At 73.0% G+C, this 16,022-nt stretch carries 16 protein-coding genes; 9 read left to right on the top strand and 7 right to left on the bottom strand.

The annotated features are described in order from the left end of the window. The first annotated feature begins 125 nt into the window (after window positions 1-125). The 4 genes from QCD66_RS25130 (at window position 126) to QCD66_RS25115 (ending at window position 4,332) form a co-directional block, all read left to right on the top strand. Window positions 126-752: a GPP34 family phosphoprotein gene (locus QCD66_RS25130; protein WP_375735320.1), complete on the top strand. Its 627-nt coding sequence runs from the start codon at window positions 126-128 to the stop codon at window positions 750-752. A 50-nt stretch (window positions 753-802) separates the two neighbouring features. After that, the gene (locus QCD66_RS25125) at window positions 803-2,401 is read left to right on the top strand and encodes an APC family permease (protein ID WP_375735321.1); all 1,599 of its coding nucleotides are present in this window, start codon (window positions 803-805) and stop codon (window positions 2,399-2,401) included. Further along, window positions 2,398-3,000 (top strand): GNAT family N-acetyltransferase, encoded by a 603-nt coding sequence (locus tag QCD66_RS25120; RefSeq protein WP_375735322.1) that lies wholly within the window; start codon window positions 2,398-2,400, stop codon window positions 2,998-3,000. Before QCD66_RS25125 ends, QCD66_RS25120 begins: the two co-directional genes overlap by 4 nt. Before the next feature lie 147 nt (window positions 3,001-3,147). Then, a complete protein-coding gene (locus QCD66_RS25115; protein ID WP_375735341.1) occupies window positions 3,148-4,332 on the top strand; it encodes a sensor histidine kinase in 1,185 nt (394 codons plus the stop codon). An 80-nt stretch (window positions 4,333-4,412) separates the two neighbouring features. Here the strand turns inward: QCD66_RS25115 and QCD66_RS25110 are convergent, their stop codons facing one another. Further along, complete coding sequence (locus tag QCD66_RS25110; protein WP_375735323.1) at window positions 4,413-5,228, bottom strand: SigB/SigF/SigG family RNA polymerase sigma factor; 816 nt, start codon at window positions 5,226-5,228, stop codon at window positions 4,413-4,415. A 304-nt stretch (window positions 5,229-5,532) separates the two neighbouring features. Here QCD66_RS25110 and QCD66_RS25105 point away from each other — a divergent pair, with 304 nt between their 5' ends. Together QCD66_RS25105 and QCD66_RS25100 are read left to right on the top strand one after the other, a co-directional pair. Next, on the top strand, window positions 5,533-6,795 hold the full coding sequence (locus tag QCD66_RS25105; RefSeq protein WP_375735324.1) for a phosphotransferase family protein: 1,263 nt from the start codon (window positions 5,533-5,535) through the stop codon (window positions 6,793-6,795). A gap of 15 nt (window positions 6,796-6,810) precedes the next feature. Then, window positions 6,811-7,434: a general stress protein gene (locus QCD66_RS25100; protein ID WP_375735325.1), complete on the top strand. Its 624-nt coding sequence runs from the start codon at window positions 6,811-6,813 to the stop codon at window positions 7,432-7,434. A gap of 47 nt (window positions 7,435-7,481) precedes the next feature. Here QCD66_RS25100 and QCD66_RS25095 read toward each other — a convergent pair whose 3' ends face one another. Further along, a complete protein-coding gene (locus QCD66_RS25095) occupies window positions 7,482-8,078 on the bottom strand; it encodes a DUF1684 domain-containing protein (RefSeq protein WP_364207328.1) in 597 nt (198 codons plus the stop codon). Next, window positions 8,078-9,103, bottom strand: coding sequence for an aldo/keto reductase (locus QCD66_RS25090; protein WP_375735326.1), 1,026 nt, complete (start codon window positions 9,101-9,103; stop codon window positions 8,078-8,080). The genes QCD66_RS25095 and QCD66_RS25090 overlap by 1 nt, the downstream gene beginning before the upstream one ends. 241 nt (window positions 9,104-9,344) lie before the next feature. On the opposite strand from QCD66_RS25090, the gene QCD66_RS25085 reads away from it, so the two are divergent. Both QCD66_RS25085 and QCD66_RS25080 read left to right on the top strand, forming a co-directional pair. After that, window positions 9,345-9,782, top strand: a complete 438-nt coding sequence (locus QCD66_RS25085; protein WP_375735342.1) for a MarR family winged helix-turn-helix transcriptional regulator — start codon at window positions 9,345-9,347, stop codon at window positions 9,780-9,782. Between the two features lie 84 nt (window positions 9,783-9,866). Beyond that, a complete protein-coding gene (locus QCD66_RS25080) occupies window positions 9,867-10,853 on the top strand; it encodes a pirin family protein (protein ID WP_364207334.1) in 987 nt (328 codons plus the stop codon). 11 nt (window positions 10,854-10,864) lie between these two features. On the opposite strand, the gene QCD66_RS25075 is transcribed toward QCD66_RS25080, so the two are convergent. The 3 genes from QCD66_RS25075 to QCD66_RS25065 form a co-directional block, all read right to left on the bottom strand. Then, window positions 10,865-10,996 carry a hypothetical protein gene (locus QCD66_RS25075; protein WP_357537875.1) on the bottom strand — a complete coding sequence of 44 codons (132 nt, stop codon included), beginning with the start codon at window positions 10,994-10,996 and terminating at the stop codon, window positions 10,865-10,867. A 429-nt stretch (window positions 10,997-11,425) separates the two neighbouring features. Continuing rightward, on the bottom strand, window positions 11,426-12,292 hold the full coding sequence (locus QCD66_RS25070; protein WP_375735327.1) for a helix-turn-helix domain-containing protein: 867 nt from the start codon (window positions 12,290-12,292) through the stop codon (window positions 11,426-11,428). A 350-nt stretch (window positions 12,293-12,642) separates the two neighbouring features. After that, complete coding sequence (locus QCD66_RS25065; protein ID WP_364207338.1) at window positions 12,643-14,022, bottom strand: glycoside hydrolase family 6 protein; 1,380 nt, start codon at window positions 14,020-14,022, stop codon at window positions 12,643-12,645. Window positions 14,023-14,370: 348 nt separating this feature from the next. Here QCD66_RS25065 and QCD66_RS25060 point away from each other — a divergent pair, with 348 nt between their 5' ends. Beyond that, entirely contained in the window at window positions 14,371-15,312 is a 942-nt protein-coding gene (locus tag QCD66_RS25060) for an anti-sigma factor RsbA family regulatory protein (protein ID WP_375735328.1), read from the top strand. A gap of 31 nt (window positions 15,313-15,343) precedes the next feature. Here QCD66_RS25060 and QCD66_RS25055 read toward each other — a convergent pair whose 3' ends face one another. After that, window positions 15,344-16,021: an HAD family hydrolase gene (locus QCD66_RS25055; RefSeq protein WP_364207342.1), complete on the bottom strand. Its 678-nt coding sequence runs from the start codon at window positions 16,019-16,021 to the stop codon at window positions 15,344-15,346. Between the last annotated feature and the right edge of the window lies 1 nt (window position 16,022).

Below are 16,022 nucleotides of genomic sequence, written 5' to 3'. Positions count from 1 at the left end.
GGGCACCCCCAGGTCAGTCCGGTCTGAATGTAACCAGCTGGTTACCGGGCTTGCACATCTGTCCACATGGGATGCATCCTTCTTGGCGGCGTCCGGTCGTGACATACCGTATCGAGAGGAGAACTGTGCTACTCGCCGATGAGTTCTTCCTCATCGCCCACGACGACGCCACCGGAAAACCCCGCCTGAACCCCGGTGCCACGGGGATCGGGCTGGCCGCCGCGCTCCTCGGCGAATTGCTCCTCTTCGGACGGATCACAGTGGAGGCCGGCGAGTTGACCATCGTCGACCGGCGCCCGCCGCCCGACGCCCTCGCCCACACGGTGCTCGACCAGTTGGCCGGCGAGGCACAGCACCGGCAGATCCGGCTCTGGATCGACTTCCTGCGGCACGGCGCGGCCGGCTCGGTCGGTGAGCGGCTCGCCCGCTCCGGCGTCGTACGCCGCCACGAGTTCCGGCGGCTGCTGCGTACCACGACCGCCTACCTGCCGGTCGACATCAACGCCGCGGCGTGGCCGGCGACCCGGCTGCGGGCCCTGGTCGACCGCGGCGAGGCCGCCGACCAGGCGGACCTGGCGCTGCTCGGCCTGGTCGGCGCCACCAACCTCACCCGTGAGGTGCTCTGGCACGGCCGGTCCGAGGCGCAGCGCCTCGTCGACCGGTTGCTCACCGACCTGACCCCGCCGCTGCGCGAACTCGTCGCGCACACCGAGGCGGCCGTCGGAGCGGCGGTGCTCAGCCACCGCCAATAGATCCGCCGCGATGGACATCCGCCGTCCTCCCCCGTAAACGGAGCAGTCCAATGACCCTGAGCACAACCCGGAGCCGCCCGAGCAACGTCTCGTCCGCCCTCGCCCGCAACCGGCTGGGCATCCCCTCCGTGATCTTCTTCGTCCTGTCCGCCGCCGCCCCGCTGACCGTGGTCGCCGGCCTGGTCACCACCGGGTACGCCGTCACCGGCGTCACCGGCATCCCGCTCGCCTTCCTCGTCGTCGCCGTACTCCTCGGCCTGTTCTCGGTCGGCTACGTCGCGATGGCCCGCCGGGTCGCCAACGCCGGCGCCTTCTACGCCTACATCGCCCGTGGGCTCGGCCGGCCCTTCGGCGTGGGCGCCGCCTGGGTCGCCCTGATCGCCTACAACGCGCTGCAGGTCGGCCTGTACGGCGCCATCGGCGCCGCCGCCGCACCCGTCATCGACCAGTGGTTCGGACTGCGGACCGAGTGGTGGGTCGTCGCCCTCGTCGCGTGGGCCGTCGTCGGCGCGCTCGGCGTGCTGCGGGTCGACGTCAACGGGATGGTGCTCGCCGTACTGCTGCTCTCCGAGATCGCGATCATCCTCGTCTTCGATGCCGCGAACCTGCTCCGGCCGGCCGGCGGGCAGCTCACCTTCGACACCCTCGCGCCCGGCAACCTCCTCGTCCCCGGCGTCGGCGCGATCCTGGTGCTGGCCACCACCGGCTTCAGCGGCTTCGAGTCCGCGGTCGTCTTCAGCGAGGAGAGCAAGGACCCCGGACGGACCGTGCCGGTCGCCACGTACCTGTCGGTGGCGATCATCGGCGGCCTCTACGCGCTGTCGGCGTGGGCGATGACCGTCGCGACCGGCCCCGGCCGCATCGTCGAGGTCTCCCGGGCCGAGGGCACCGAGGTCATCTTCAACCTGGCCGGTGCCCGGCTCGGCGAACCGATCGTCCATATCGGACATGCGCTGTTCCTCACCTCGCTGCTCGCCGCCATGATCTCGTTCCACAACACCACCGCCCGGTACGCCTTCGCGCTCGGCCGCGAACGGGTCCTGCCGGCCGTCTTCGGGCAGACGTCCCCGCGTACCGGCGCCCCGCGCGGCGGCTCGGTGGCCCAGACCGCGCTCGGGCTGGCCGTCATCCTCATGTACGCCGTCGCCGGATGGGACCCGCTGGTCCAGCTCTTCTTCTGGGGCGGCACGGTCGGCGGGTTCGGCCTGCTGCTGCTGATCACCGCGACCTCGGTGTCGGTGGTGGTGTTCTTCGTCCGGCAGCCGTCCGGCGAGCCGCTGTGGCGGCGCGTCTTCGCGCCCGGCCTGGCCGCCGTCGCGCTGGCCGTCATCGCGCTCACCGCGCTGGCCAACTTCGCCGACCTGCTCGGCGTCGGCCCCGACTCGCCGCTGCGCTGGATCTTCCCGTTGGCCTACCTGGTCGCGGCCGTGGTCGGCACCGCCTGGGGCCTGGCGCTGCGCAACCGGCGGCCGGACGTGTACGCCACCATCGGGCTCGGCGCCGAACGCGCCACCGCGCTGCTGCCGCTCCAGCGGGCCGGCGCCGGCGGGGCACCGCCGGGCGACCGGACCACCCCGGCCGACGGACCCGCGAGCACCGACGGACCCGCGAGCACCGACGATCCGGCGAGCAGCGGGACGACGCGGTGAGCGCCCCCGCCCCCGAACGGCCCGCGGCCGACGAGGCGCCCGCGATCGCCGCCCTGATCGCCGAGGCGTTCGCGCCGCTACCGGTCTCCGACTGGCTGGTGCCCGACCGTGCCGCCCGCCGGGCGGTGCTCGCCGGCAACTTCGAGATCATGGTCGAGTACGCCCTGACCTTCGGCCTGGTGTACGTCACCGGCGACCGGTCGGCGGTCGCGGTGTGGTTCCCGCGCGACGGCGAGCCGCCACCACCCCCGGTCGACTACGAGGTCCGGGTGGAGCGGGTCTGCGGGGAGTGGACCGACCGGTTCCTGCACCTCGACGACCTGTTCGACGCCAACCACCCGCACGAGGCACACCACCACCTGGCGTTCCTCGCCGTCGCGCCGGCCCGGCAGGGCACCGGCAGCGGGTCGGCGCTGCTGCGCCACCACCACGCCCGGCTCGACGCCAAGGGCATGCCCGCCTACCTGGAGGCGAGCAGCGCCCGCAGCCGCGACCTCTACCTGCGGCACGGCTACGCGGTCGGCGAGCCGTTCCGGGTGCCCGACGGCACGCCGTTCTGGCCGATGTGGCGGCGCCCGCAGCCACCGCCGGGCCGCTAGCCACCGGCGACCGTTCCCGTCGGCATCGGCCCGGCCCCGCCGCGTGCGGAGCCGGGCCGATCTACTTTCGGCGACTGTTCCGGGCAGCGCGGCCGGCATACCGTCGTGCCTGTGGAGGAAACGGGCGACGGCACGGTCGTGACCGGCGTGCCGGGGGAGGGGCCGCGGACTCCCGGCGGGCGCCGCCGGCGCCGCCGCACGTTGCGCGAGGCGGTCGTCGACCTCGCCGCGATCGGGGTGGCCGCGCTGGTCGCCATGGAGGCGGCGGGTACGGCCGAGATCCTGGGCACCGTGACCGGCGCCACGCTCTTCTTCGCGCTGGTCCTCTCCGGGGTCGGCTGTCTCGCCCTGTGGTGGCGGCGCCGCTGGCCGGTCGGGGTCGCGCTCCTGCTCGCGGCGATCATGCCGATCACCGAGTTCGTCGGCGCCGCGGTCCTGATCGCGGTCTACACCGTCACCGCGAACCGGCGGTGGCCGGTCAGCCTCGCCGTCGCCGGGCTGCACGTGGTCGCCTTCGTCCCGTACTCGCTCCACCGGCCGGATCCGGACCTGGGGATTCTCGGTGCCAACGCCCTCCACGTCGCGCTGTTGTCGATCGCGGTGGCGGTCGGCACGGTCGTACGGGCCCAGCGGGAGAAGGACGCCGTGTTGCGGGAGCGGGCCGAGGCCGAGGCCCGGCTGCACCTCGACCGGGTACGCGTGCTCGAGCGCGAGCGCATCGCCCGCGAGATGCACGACGTTCTCGCCCACCGGATCTCCCTGGTCAGCCTGCACGCCGGTGCGCTGGAGGTGCGGTCGGACCTGTCACCGGAGGAGATCGCCCGGGCGGCCCGGACGATCCGGGTCGGCGCGCACGAGGCGCTGGAGGACCTCCGCGAGATCCTCGGGGTGCTGCGGGCCGCGCCCGACACCGCCGACGGGCTGCGTCCGCAGCCGGGCCTCGCCGATCTCGACCGGCTCGTCGCCGACGTCCGGGCCGCCGGCACCGTGGTCGAGGTCGAGAACCTGCTGCCGGACGTGGCCCTGCCGGCGGCGGCGAGCCGGACCGCGTACCGGGTGCTGCAGGAGGGGCTGACCAACGCCCGCAAGCACGCGCCCGGCAGCGAGGTGCGGATACGGCTGGACCGTACTCCGGACGGCGAACTGCGCGTACGGATGTGCAACCGGTTGGTGCCCGTCGGCGGGCCGGTGGTGCCGGGAGCCCGGGTCGGTCTGGCCGGTCTGTCCGAGCGGGTCGGCCTGGGCGGCGGGTGGCTCGAGCACGGCGTCCGCCGCACCCCGGACGGCGAACTCGTCTTCCAGTTGGCGGCCCGGCTTCCCTGGCCGGGCTGATGCCCGGGGGGTGGAACGGACACGGCGCGGCGGCCGGACCCCCACCACAGGATCCGGCCGCCGCTTGCCGACCAACAAGGTCAGTAGGTGTCGCTGAGCTGGCCGCGCAGCTTCACCAGGGCGCGGGCGAGCAGCCGCGAGACGTGCATCTGGGAGACCCCGATCTGCTCGGCGATCTGCGACTGCGTGAGGTTGCCGTAGAAGCGCAGGGTCAGGATCTTCTGCTCACGCTCGTCGAGCGTGGACAGTGCCGGCCCGAGCGCGACCCGCAGTTCGGCCAGCTCGAACTCGCCGTCCTCGCCGCCGAGCATGTCGCCGAGTTCGGTGGCCCGCTCGCCGTCGCCGGTCGGGGTCGACAGCGACACCGCGTTGTAGGCGCGGGCGCCCTCCAGGCCCTCCAGCACCTCTTCCTCGGTGAGCTTGAGGTGGGCGGCGATGTCGGCGACCGTCGGCGAGCGGCCCAGGCTCTGCAGCAGGGTGCTGTTCGCCTCGGAGATGCTCAGCCGCAGTTCCTGCAGGCGGCGGGGCACCCGGATGTCCCAGGTGCGGTCCCGGAAGTGTCGCTTGAGCTCGCCGATGATGGTCGGGATGGCGTAACCGGCGAAGTCGACGCCACGGCTCGGGTCGAACTTGTCGACCGCCTTGATGAGGCCGACCGCCGCGGTCTGCATCAGGTCGTCGGTCGGCTCGCCCCGGCCGCTGTAGCGGTGGGCGAGATGCTGGGCCAGCGGCAGCCAGGCCTCGATCGCCCGGTCCCGTAGCGCCGGCCGGGACGGATGGTCGGCGGGCAACGCCGCCATCGCGTCCAGCAGTTCGGCCGCGCTGTCGGCGGGCTTGACCTCGGGCATTTCCACGGACCTGGTAGCGGTCCCGGTCTGCTCGATCGTCGCGGTCATGGTGATCCTCCCTGCACCCCGTCCGCGGGATATGTCAGTCGTTCAGGTGCATGTTCGGCCGTTCAGTGGTCTAACCCTAGCCTGAAGGTATCCCAGAAATCTAGCCGAACGGACGATGGATAAAAGGGATGTAAATGAGCAGATCTGGCATTTCGTGCGACGAAATTCTTCGATGTAGGCGCCCGATGCGCTCCGGAGCCGGGTTCCGCCCGGCCCCGTTGCCCGGCCGGGTGACCCGGCTCACCCGGTGGCGGCCGGCAAAACCGATGGCCGGCCACCGCCGCGGCGGTTAGCGTCGCGGCCCGTGCCCCGTACCGTGAACCTGATCCTGGTCGATCCGACCGGCGCGCCGCTCGGTGCCCTCGCCCCGTTCGACGCACCCGACCCGTGGTGGCAGGACATCGCCGACGTGGTGGCCGCCGCCCGCGCCCGGCATCGCGTCGAGGTGACCATCCTGCGGCTGCTCACCGCCGATCGGCCGGCGCCACCCGGCGGCACGGTGACCTACCTGGCCCAGATCGACACCGCCCCGGACGGGCTGCTGCCGGTCCCGGCCGCCACCGATCTGTCCCCGGACCCCCGGCGGGCGCCCTGGGCCGACCCGGGCGGTCCCGACCGTACGCTGCGCTGGGCCATGGACCGGCTGGAGCAACTCGGCCGGGGGGTGTACCGGCCGGTGCAGCGGCGGGCGTGGAACCTCTCGGCGATCTGGCGCCTCGACCCGGCCGGTCCAGACATCGCCGGTGCGGACCCGGCCGGCGATCCGGTCTGGGTCAAGCAGGTGCCGGGCTTCCTCGCGCACGAGGCGGCGGTGCTGCGCTGGCTGGGCCGGGCGGTGCCACGGCTCGCCCCGGTGCTGCTCGGCGCCGACGGCACCGGCCGGATCCTGCTCGACCATGTGCCCGGCGAGGACCGGTACGGCGCCGGCCCGGCCGAACGCGAGGCGATCGGCGCCGACCAGCACGAGATCCAGACCCGGGCGGCCGCCGACGTGGCAGCGCTGGTCGCGGCCGGCGTACCCGACCGGCGGGGCGCGGCCCTGGCGGCGTACGTGCGCCGGGTGCTGACCGCGCACGGCGCCGACCTGGCACCGGTGGCGGGCCTGCTCGACGGCCTGGACGAGCGGCTGGCCCGGGTGGCCGACTGCGGCGTCCCGGACACGCTCGTGCACGGTGACCTGCACCCGGGCAACGTCCGCGGCACCGGGACCGGCGGTGCGGGTGGGGCCGGTGGGGCCGCGCGGGTCGTCATCGACTGGGGGGATGCCTTGGTCGGTCACCCCGCCTTCGACGTCCTGCGACTCACCGAACGGACCGATCCGGCGGTCGCCGCCGCGCTGACCCGTTCCTGGGCGGCCCGCTGGCGGGCGAGCGTGCCCGGCTGCGACCCGGAGCGCGCCCTGGACCTGCTGCGGCCGGTCGCGGAACTGCGGATGGCGGCCGTCTACGCGGACTTCCTGGCCCGGATCGAACCCGCCGAACACCCGTTCCACGCCGGCGACGTGCCGGACCATCTCGCCCGGGCGGCCGCGTTACCTCGAAAAGGTGGCGGGAACCCGATCAGTTGACGAAGGAGGCGAGAGATGAGCAGAGCTACGATGCCCACCACCATGTGGCCGGGCGGCGACAACCTGCCCGCCGGTCCGGCCGGCGAGCAACCGGCCATGCCGGGCGCTCACGGCGGGACCGACCTCGGTCGTCCCACGGTCATGCTCGCGGCCTACCCCGACTACGCGTCGGCGCAGCGGGCCGTCGACTTCCTGTCCGACAACAAGTTCCCGGTCCAGGGCACGGCGATCGTCGGCACCGACCTGACGCTGGTCGAGACGGTGCTGGGCCGGATGACCACCGGTCGTGCGGCGCTGGCCGGTGCGGCCACGGGTGCCTGGTTCGGTCTGTTCATCGGCCTGTTGTTCGGCATCTTCGCCACGACCGCGTGGTTGGCGGTGATCGTCACCGCCGTCATCATCGGTGCGGTCTGGGGTGCCATCTTCGGTGCCATCGCCCATGCGATGACCGGCGGCCGCCGCGATTTCACCTCGGCGAGTTCGCTGCGGGCCGGCCGCTACACCGTCGTGGTCGACGCCGACCAGGCCGAGCAGGGCCGGCAGGTGCTGGCCCGGATGAACTGGCAGGCCGAGAACCAGCCGGCGAACCAGGGGCAGCAGCCGGCGAACCAGCAACAACAGCCGGCGCGGGTGCGCTGAGCCCGGATGGCGCGGCCGGCCGGGGAGCGCCCGGCCGGCCGCGTCGATCATGCGGTTACCGGCCGGTACGTCTTCTCGCCGGCCGGGATCGGGGCCGCCAGGCGGTTCTCCGGCGGCGCCAGCGGGCAGGCCCACCGGTCGTCGTACGCGCAGCTCGGGTTGTAGGCGTAGTTGACGTCGAGGCGTACCCGGCTGCCGGGCAGGACGACCAGGCCGCGGCCGTACGTGCCCTTGACGGTGTCGGTCAGGTAGCGGCCCCCGCCGTACGTCTCCCGTCCGCTCGTGCCGTCGCGCAGCGGCACGAACAGACCGCCGCCGTACGCCTCGATCCACCACAGGGTCAGCGGGCCCCACGGGGTCTCCGCGATGCCGACCCGCCGGTATCGCACGACACCGTCCGGGCCGCCGGTGTCGATGGTCTCGGTGCCGGAGGCGGGGCGCAGCGGCACGTCGACGACCGCGTCCGGGTTGGGCGGGAAGTAGTCCAGCCCGGTGAAGTCGGCCCGCCGGTCGAGGGGGATCGGGGACTGCGGGTGGCCGGCGAACAACGCGTCCCGGGCGGCCCGGAAGCCGGCGAGGTCGAGCCCGCCGAGGTACAGCCGGGCCACCTGCTCGCGCCAGTCCAGCAGGTCGAGGTCGTCCATCAGCCCGGCACCCGCCGGTCGCGCTGCTCCCGCCCGGGTGCGCCGTACGGGTAGTCGGCCACCACCGGGGCGCTCGCCTCGTCGAGCCGTTCGCGTTCCTTCGCGTCCAGGGCCAGCCCGGTGGCGGTCAGGTTGTCCTCCAGTTGGGCGAGGGTACGCGCGCCGAGGATGACCGAGGTCACCGCCGGCCGGTCGACCAGCCAGGCCAGCGCGACGGCGGCCATCGAGACGCCACGTTCGGCGGCGATGTCGCGTACGGTGTCGACCACCCGCCAGGTGCGTTCGTCGCGGTTGCGCGGGTCGTACGCCTCCATGCCGCGTCGCGGGTTCTCGCCCAGCCGGGTGGCGCCGGCCGGCCGGCTGTCCCGGCTGTACTTGCCGGTCAGCCAGCCGCCGCCGAGCGGTGACCAGGGCAGGATGCCGATGCCCTCCTGTTCGCAGACCGGTACGAGTTCGAACTCGACGTCGCGGGCGAGCAGGTTGTACTGCGGCTGCAACGTCACCACCGGTGAGAGGTTGAGGTGGCGACCGATCAGGGCGGCCTTCTGGAGCTGCCAGCCGGTGAAGTTGCTGACGCCGACGTAACGGATCTTGCCGGCGCGGACCGCGTCGTCGAAGAACCGCAGGGTCTCCTCGATCGGGGTCAGCGGGTCCCAGGCGTGTGCCTGGTAGAGGTCGATGGTCTCGACCTCCAGCCGGCGCAGGCTGGCCTCCAGCGCCCGGGTGAGGTGGGTGCGGGACAGGCCGGCGTCGTTGGCGCCGGGCCCCATCGGGAAGCGGCCCTTGGTGGCCAGTACGACCCGGTCGCGGATTCCGGGGCGCTCGGCGAACCACCGCCCGACGATCTGCTCGGACATCCCGGCGGAGTAGACGTCGGCGGTGTCGATGAACGTGCCGCCCCGCTCGACGAACAGGTCGAGCTGCGCGAACGCCTCGTCGTCGTCGGTCTCCGCGCCGAAGGTCATGGTGCCCAGGCAGTAGGTGGACACGACCGTGCCGGTCGTGCCCAGGGTGCGGTAACGCATACCTCGCCTCTCGGTTGGGTTGTGGGCGCCAATCTGTCCGCCCACAGCATTTTGTCCCGACCAGCTTCCGTCGGCGCGGTGTCGTGGCGGAGGGGCTCCAAAGACGCAACGCCCGACGAACATTCTGTTCAGGTTTGGAATTCCCCGCTGACGATGTGACGAAGCTCTTCGTCGGTTGGGTTGTTCAGATTTGAAGGAGTGCTATCCTCGGAGCGTGGTCGAGAGTCTGGACAACACGCAGATGGCCTGCTGGCGGGCCTTCATCGAATCGAGCCAGCGCCTGATCACCCAGCTCGAGGAGGACCTGCGGGCCGACAGCGAACTGAGCCTGCCCGACTACCACGTGCTGGTGCTGCTCTCCGAGGCGCCCCGGCAGCGGTTACGGATGGGCGAACTGGCCAGCCGGCTGGTCTTCTCGCCGAGCCGGCTGACGTACCACGTCTCCACCATGGAGCGGCGCGGCCTGGTCGTGCGGGAGAGCTGTCCCGAGGACCGGCGCGGCAGCCAGGCGGTGCTCACCGCCACCGGACTGCTCGCCCTGCGCGAGGCGGCACCGCACCACCTCGCGTCGGTGCGCCGGCACCTGATGGACGACCTCGACGAGGCCGAGATGGCCTGCCTCACCCGCGTCTTCACCCGGCTCGGCGACCGGCTGACCGCGGCCCGCACCAGCGACTGACCGCGACCCGCCCGAGCGGACCGCGAACCCGGAGCCCGGGGCGCCACCCGCGCCACCGGCTCCACCACCCGAAAGAAGGAAGCCATGCCAGCGATCACCGTGGACGACGTCCTCGTCCTGCCCCGCCTGCCCCGCCTCGACGACGCCGCCACCGCCTTCCGGCCGGTCCGCCGGATCGTCACCGCACCGAGCGGTTTCGAGGGCGAGGGCTTCCCGGTCCGCCGGGCGTTCGCGGGCGTACCCATGCCGGAACTCGACCCCTTCATCCACCTCGACCAGATGGGCGAGGTGGACTACGCGCCGGGCGAGCCGAAGGGCACCCCGTGGCACCCGCACCGCGGCTTCGAGACCGTCACGTACATCATCGACGGGATCTTCGACCACCAGGACTCCAACGGCGGTGGTGGCACCATCACCGACGGCGACACGCAGTGGATGACCGCCGGCTCGGGACTGCTGCACATCGAGGCCCCGCCAGAGCACCTGGTCGTCAGCGGCGGGCTCTTCCACGGCCTGCAGTTGTGGGTCAACCTGCCCCGGGTGGCCAAGATGAACCCGCCCCGCTACCAGGACATCCGGGGCCGTGAGTCGGCGCTGCTGACCACACCGGACGGTGGCGCGCTGCTGCGGGTCATCGCCGGCGAGGTCGACGGCCACCGGGGACCCGGTACGACCCACACCGACATCACCATCACGCACGTGACGGTGCAGCCGGGGGCGCGGGTCGACCTGCCGTGGCGGCCGGACTTCAACGCGCTGGTCTACGTGCTGGGCGGCAAGGGTACGGTCGGCACCGACCGGCGGCCGGTGCACACCGGTCAGTTGGCGGTGTACGGGCCCGGCGACGTGCTGACCTTCACCGCCGACCGGGCGCAGGACTCGCACACCCCGGTGCTGGACCTCTACATCATGGGCGGCAAGCCGATCCGTGAGCCGGTGGCCCACTATGGCCCGTTCGTGATGAACACCCGGGCCGAGCTGGTGCAGGCGTTCGAGGACTACCAGGCTGGCAAGCTCGGCGTCATCCCCGCCGCCCGGGTGCCGCACTCCGGCGGCCAGGACCGGCCCTGAGGCCCGGCGGGTCAGGCGGAGATCAGGAACATCCCGGCAACCCCCAGCAGGACCATCACGAGTACGGCGAACAGCAGGCCGCGCTCGGTGTCGAGGGTGTCGGGGCGGGCGGTTTCGGCGGCGTTGATGGTGTCGGTGGTCATTGCGGCTGCTCCTCAGCGTCGCTCCGGTGACATTGACGGTATGAGGACGTCGACGTGGCGGAATCCCGGTTTAGTGCCGCCCGTGCCCACCTGTCGGCAGGTGCGGGCGGCCGCCGGCCGTCCTGCGGGGTGAGGGCGTCGTCGACCTCAGGGGAGCCGCCCGTGCGGACTACGTTCTCGGCGCCGCGGGCGGTGTGACCCGGCCACGGGGTTACCCGGATGGCGCCCGGCGAATCACGCCCGAACCGCCGAATCCCCGCCGCGATCGGCTCCGCCCGCGTGGCCGGCGCGGGCGGCGGCGCCAAACGTGGCGACAGTCTCACCGCGCCGACCGGTCGTCGGTGCCCGGCCGAACGGCCGTCGGGGACATGTGGCCGCCCGCGCGGCTGCCGGGGCCGCGCCTGTCGCACCGGCCCCGGCAGCCGCGTCTCAGGCCCGCTGGTGGAGCACGGCCGCGGTGATGAGCTGTGTGGATTCCGCCGCGGTGAGGGCGGCGTCACGCAGGTGGTCGAAGGCGAGGACGAACCGCTTGCTCTGCGGCGCCTCGACGTAGATCTGCCCGGCGAGGTTCTCCACGTAGGCGACCTCGGGATAGGGCTCGGGCATCCGGAAGACCTGGAACGAGCCGTCGAACCGGGGCGTGGCGTGGGCACCCGCGGGCAGGACCCGGATCTCGATCCGTTGCCGGGCGGCGAGGGCGACGAGATGGTCGAGCTGGGCCCGCATCAGCTCGGGGTCGCCGAGATCGCGGTGGAGCACGGCGTCGTCGAGCACCACCGAGAGGTTGTTGCCGCCGGCCTCGAAGGCGCGCTGGCTGGCGATGCGGTCGTCGAGCCGGGCGGCCCGGTCGGCGGCCGGGGTGGCCGGCTCCCGCAGCCGCAGCGTGCGCTCGGCGTAGGCCGGGGTCTGGAGCAGGTCGGGCACGAGATGGGTGTGGTAGGCGCAGATCACGGCGGCGTGCCCGGTCAGCCAGGTGTGGTTGACGTAGGCGCGCTCGGGGAGCACGTCGGTGAAGTCGACGTCCCACTGGTTGGTGCGCCAGGTGTCCCGGCACAGGCGGAGCAGGCGGGCCCGGGTGCGGCCGTCGAAGACGCCGTATATGTCGAGCAGGGCCGCGACGTCGTGGTGCTTGAACGGCCATTCGGCGCGTTCGTAGCGGGCGAGCGCGGAGTGGTCGCGGCCGAGGTAGTCGGCGGTGGACTTCAGGGTCATCCCCCGCTGGCGGCGCAGCTCGCGCATCTGATGGCCGAGCCACTGGGCGCGCAGGGTGCGTTGGACAGGTTCTTTGAACGGCATCGAACCACCTCTCGGAAAGCACTGTGGATGCGTTGCTCCAAACGCGATGCGTTGAGAGCGTCGCCACTGCGCTATCGACGCCGCCCGTCTTCGCGGGACGAGCGGCGGAGAGGCTTCGCGGGCCTAAATTGCACGATCAGGTGTGTGCTGATCGCCGACTGCAATGGACTGGAACATATGTATCACGGATGCCGCCTACCAGCCCGCACCCGACCCGTACCTCTTCGTCGATCTAGGGCGGTCGGTGTTGAGAAGCGGACGAATCAACCACCTCGCACCGGGCACGGTACGCGACGCGGGGACGTGCGGCACGCCGCGCGATCCCTGTCGCGCGGCGTGCCGTTCGGCGGTCAGGCGCAGGGCGTCCCGTTGAGGGCGAAACCCGTCAGTGCCGGCGTGCCGGCGCCGTTCTGGGTGCCCTGGAAGCCGATGCTGGTCGTGCCCCCGGTCGCCAGGGCTCCGTTCCAGGCGGCGTTGCGCGCCGTCACCTGGTTGCCGGACTGGCTCCACGTCCCGTTCCAGCCGTTGCTGAGCTGTACGCCGGCCCCGGCGGTGAAGGTCAGCGTCCACCCGCTGACCGCCGGGCCCCGGTTGGTCACCCGGATCTCGGCGGTGAAACCACCGGTCCAGGCGTTGGCGGTGTAGGTCACCGCGCAGCCACCGGCCGGCGGCGGGGTGGTCGGCGGGGGAGTGGTCGGCGGCGGGGTCGTGGGCGGCGGCGTCGTCGGGTTCGGGCTGGGCGGCGGCGTGGTCGGCGGCGGGCCGGCGGCGACGGCCAGGTCGTACGCCCGCTGCGGCACGAACTGTCCGGCGGCGGCGATGCAGCCGTCGGCCTCGCCGGGCAGCTTGATCCACAGGAAGGCGTCGATCTTCGCGTCGCCGGTCTGGTTGGTGCTCGGCGTGCCGATCGCCCGGCCGGCCGGGTCGCACCACTCCGAGCCCAGCGGGCCGTTGCCGTTGCGACTGGTGTCGATCACGGCCGTCAGGTGGTTGGCGCCGGTCGCCGCGATCACCGCCTTGACGTAGTTGACGACCTCGCTCGTCGCCCGGTAGTTGGACACGTTGCTGGAGATGCCGTCGGCGCTGTTGGCCACGTCGGCGCCGACGAGCATGCCGGCCATCGCCGAGGGGGAGTGCCAGGCCGAGTGGCCGGCGTCGAAGTAGACCTTCGCCTGCGCCGAGCCGGCCTTGAGCCGCTTGCCGGCGTACGCCATCGAGGCCCGCACCTCGGCCTGCTGGCTGGCGTTCATGCAGGTGCCCATCAGGGCGAGCACGTCGGGTTCCAGGATGATCGTGGCGGGCCGGTTGCCGAGGCCGGCCGCGACCTGGTCGATCCACTGGCGGTAGGAGGCGTGGTTGGGAGCGCCACCGGCGCTGTGGTTGGAGCAGTCGCGGTTCGGGATGTTGTAGACGACCATGATCGGGATCTTGCCCACGGCGGCGGCCGCGCCGACGAACGCGTCGACCTGACCCCGCACGGTGGAGGGGTTGTACTGGGTGAACCAGCGACCCTGCGGCACGTTGGCGATCCGGTCACGGATGACGCCGGCGCGCGAGTCGCCGGGATTGGCCGCGACCCACTGGGCGGCGTTGGTCTGCGGGTCGACGTAGAACACGGACTGCGCGGCCTCGGCCGGCTGCGGCGACAGCAGACCGATGCCGGCCGCGGTGGCCGCGACCACCGCCAGGGCGGCGGTCGCGCCGGCGGCGAGCGCTGATCGGGTGGGCATGCGGTGACCCCCTCGGGTACGGTATCGAGCGTCCTCCATGGAAGCGCTCCCATGACAAGCAACACCGTACGGGGATGTTGCGCTCGTGTGAAGCCCTCGTGTCTGCCTGATTGCCCGCCCGCGTCGCGTGACCCGGCCGGTCCGGAGGGCGTAGGCTCCCGATGAGCCGGGAGGGACGGTTGGGTAACCAGTGATGGCATTTCCGGTCGCGGCATTTCCGGTCGCGACCGATCCCCGCGGTGAGGACGCCGTGGGCGCCGGCCCCGACGGGAGCGCCGTTGGTACCGGTCCCGACGGGGGCGTCACGGTCATTAGCCGCGCCGTCGGCGCACGGGCCCGCGGCTGCCGATGACGGATCGCCCGGTCGTCGCGCCCCCGCGCGGGTCGCAGTGGCACGAGGCGCTGTTCTACACCGGTGACGACGACTACCTCGAACACACCGTGCCCTTCGTCGAGGCCGGACTCGCGGCCGGCGAGCCCGTGCTGATCGCCGTACCCGCGCCCGGGCTGCACCTGCTGCGCCGGTTCGACGGCGTCGAGGGCGTACGCCTGGTGGACATGGTCGAGGCCGGCCGCAACCCGGCCCGGATCATCCCCGGCGTGCTGCACGCCTTCACCGCCTCGCACCCGGGCCGCCCGGTCCGCGTCGTCGGCGAGCCGATCTGGCCCGGCCGGGCCGCGGCCGACTATCCGCGGTGCGTGCAGCACGAGGCCCTGGTCAACCTCGCGTTCGCCGACCAGCCGGTGCGGATCCTGTGCCCGTACGACGCCGCGCGGCTCGACCTCGACGTGCTGGCCGACGCCGCCAGCACCCACCCGGTGCTCACCCGCGGCGGCGACCGCCGGGCCAGCCTCGGCTACGCCCACCCGGAACGGATCGTCGACGCGTTCAACCGCCCGTTGCCCGAGCCCGGCACGCCGGCGACCGTGCTGGTCTTCGAGGCGGCCGGCCTGTCCGGCGTACGCGGTCTCGTCGTCGCGCTGGCCACCGAGGCCGGGCTGCGTCCCGGCCGGGTGACCGACCTGCGGATCGCGGTCAACGAACTGGCCACCAACGCCGTCGCGAACGCGCCGGGACCGGCCGTCCTGCGGGTGTGGACCGAGCCGGACGGGCTGCTGTGCGAGATCACCGGGTCGAGCGTGCTGACCGACCGGCTCGCCGGCCGCATCCCGCCCCCGCACACCACCGAGCGCGGCCGCGGCCTGCTCCTGGTCAACCTGCTGTGCGACCTGGTCCACGTGCACACGACCGACGACTCGACGACGGTCCGCCTGCTCATGGACCGCTGACCCGGGCCGGCGGCGGCGCGGGCGGCGGTCGTCAGGTGAGAGCCGCGATCGGAGACTCGTCGAGAGCCGTGAGCAGGGCGGCCGGATCGTCGTAGACCGCGACCGCACCGGCCCCGGCCAGCTCCGCCCGGCAGGTGCCGCCGCAGGTCAGCGCCACGCAGGGGATGTCGAGATGCCGGGCCGCGGCCACGTCCCAGACCGAGTCACCGACGAACACCACGCGGCGGGCCGCCAGGCCCGCCTTGTGCAGGGCGGCGACCAGGATGTCCGGGCTGGGCCGGCTCTCCGGCGCGTCGTCGGCGCAGGTCGCCGCCGCCACGGCGTCGTCGGCGGCGAGAGCGGACCGCAGCGCGGTCAGGTCGTCGCCGGACACCGACGAGGCCAGGACCACCCGCAGCCCGCGGTCGGCGCAGGCCCGCAGCAGGTCGGCGGCGCCCGGCAGCGGACACAGCCGGTTCCGGTGCCGGGCGAAGATCTCCCGGTGACCGGCCCGGATCCGGTCGTCGGCACCCCGGTCGCGCTCCGGCCCCAGGACGTGGTCGAGCAGCCGGTCCGAACCCATCCCGACGCCGCGGTGCACCCGCGCCATCGGCGCGTCGAATCCGGCCCGGCCCAGCGCCTCCCACCATGCGACCGTGTGCAGGTAGGTGGTGTCGACCAGGGTGCCGTCGAGGTCGAAGAGCACTCCGGCCGGGCCGTTCGCGTCCATC

This window comes from Polymorphospora sp. A560 (genome assembly GCF_045781765.1).
Classification (GTDB): domain Bacteria; phylum Actinomycetota; class Actinomycetes; order Mycobacteriales; family Micromonosporaceae; genus Polymorphospora; species Polymorphospora lycopeni.
The sequence above is the reverse complement of the archived record's forward strand: the minus strand, read 5'-3'. Positions and strand labels throughout refer to the sequence as shown.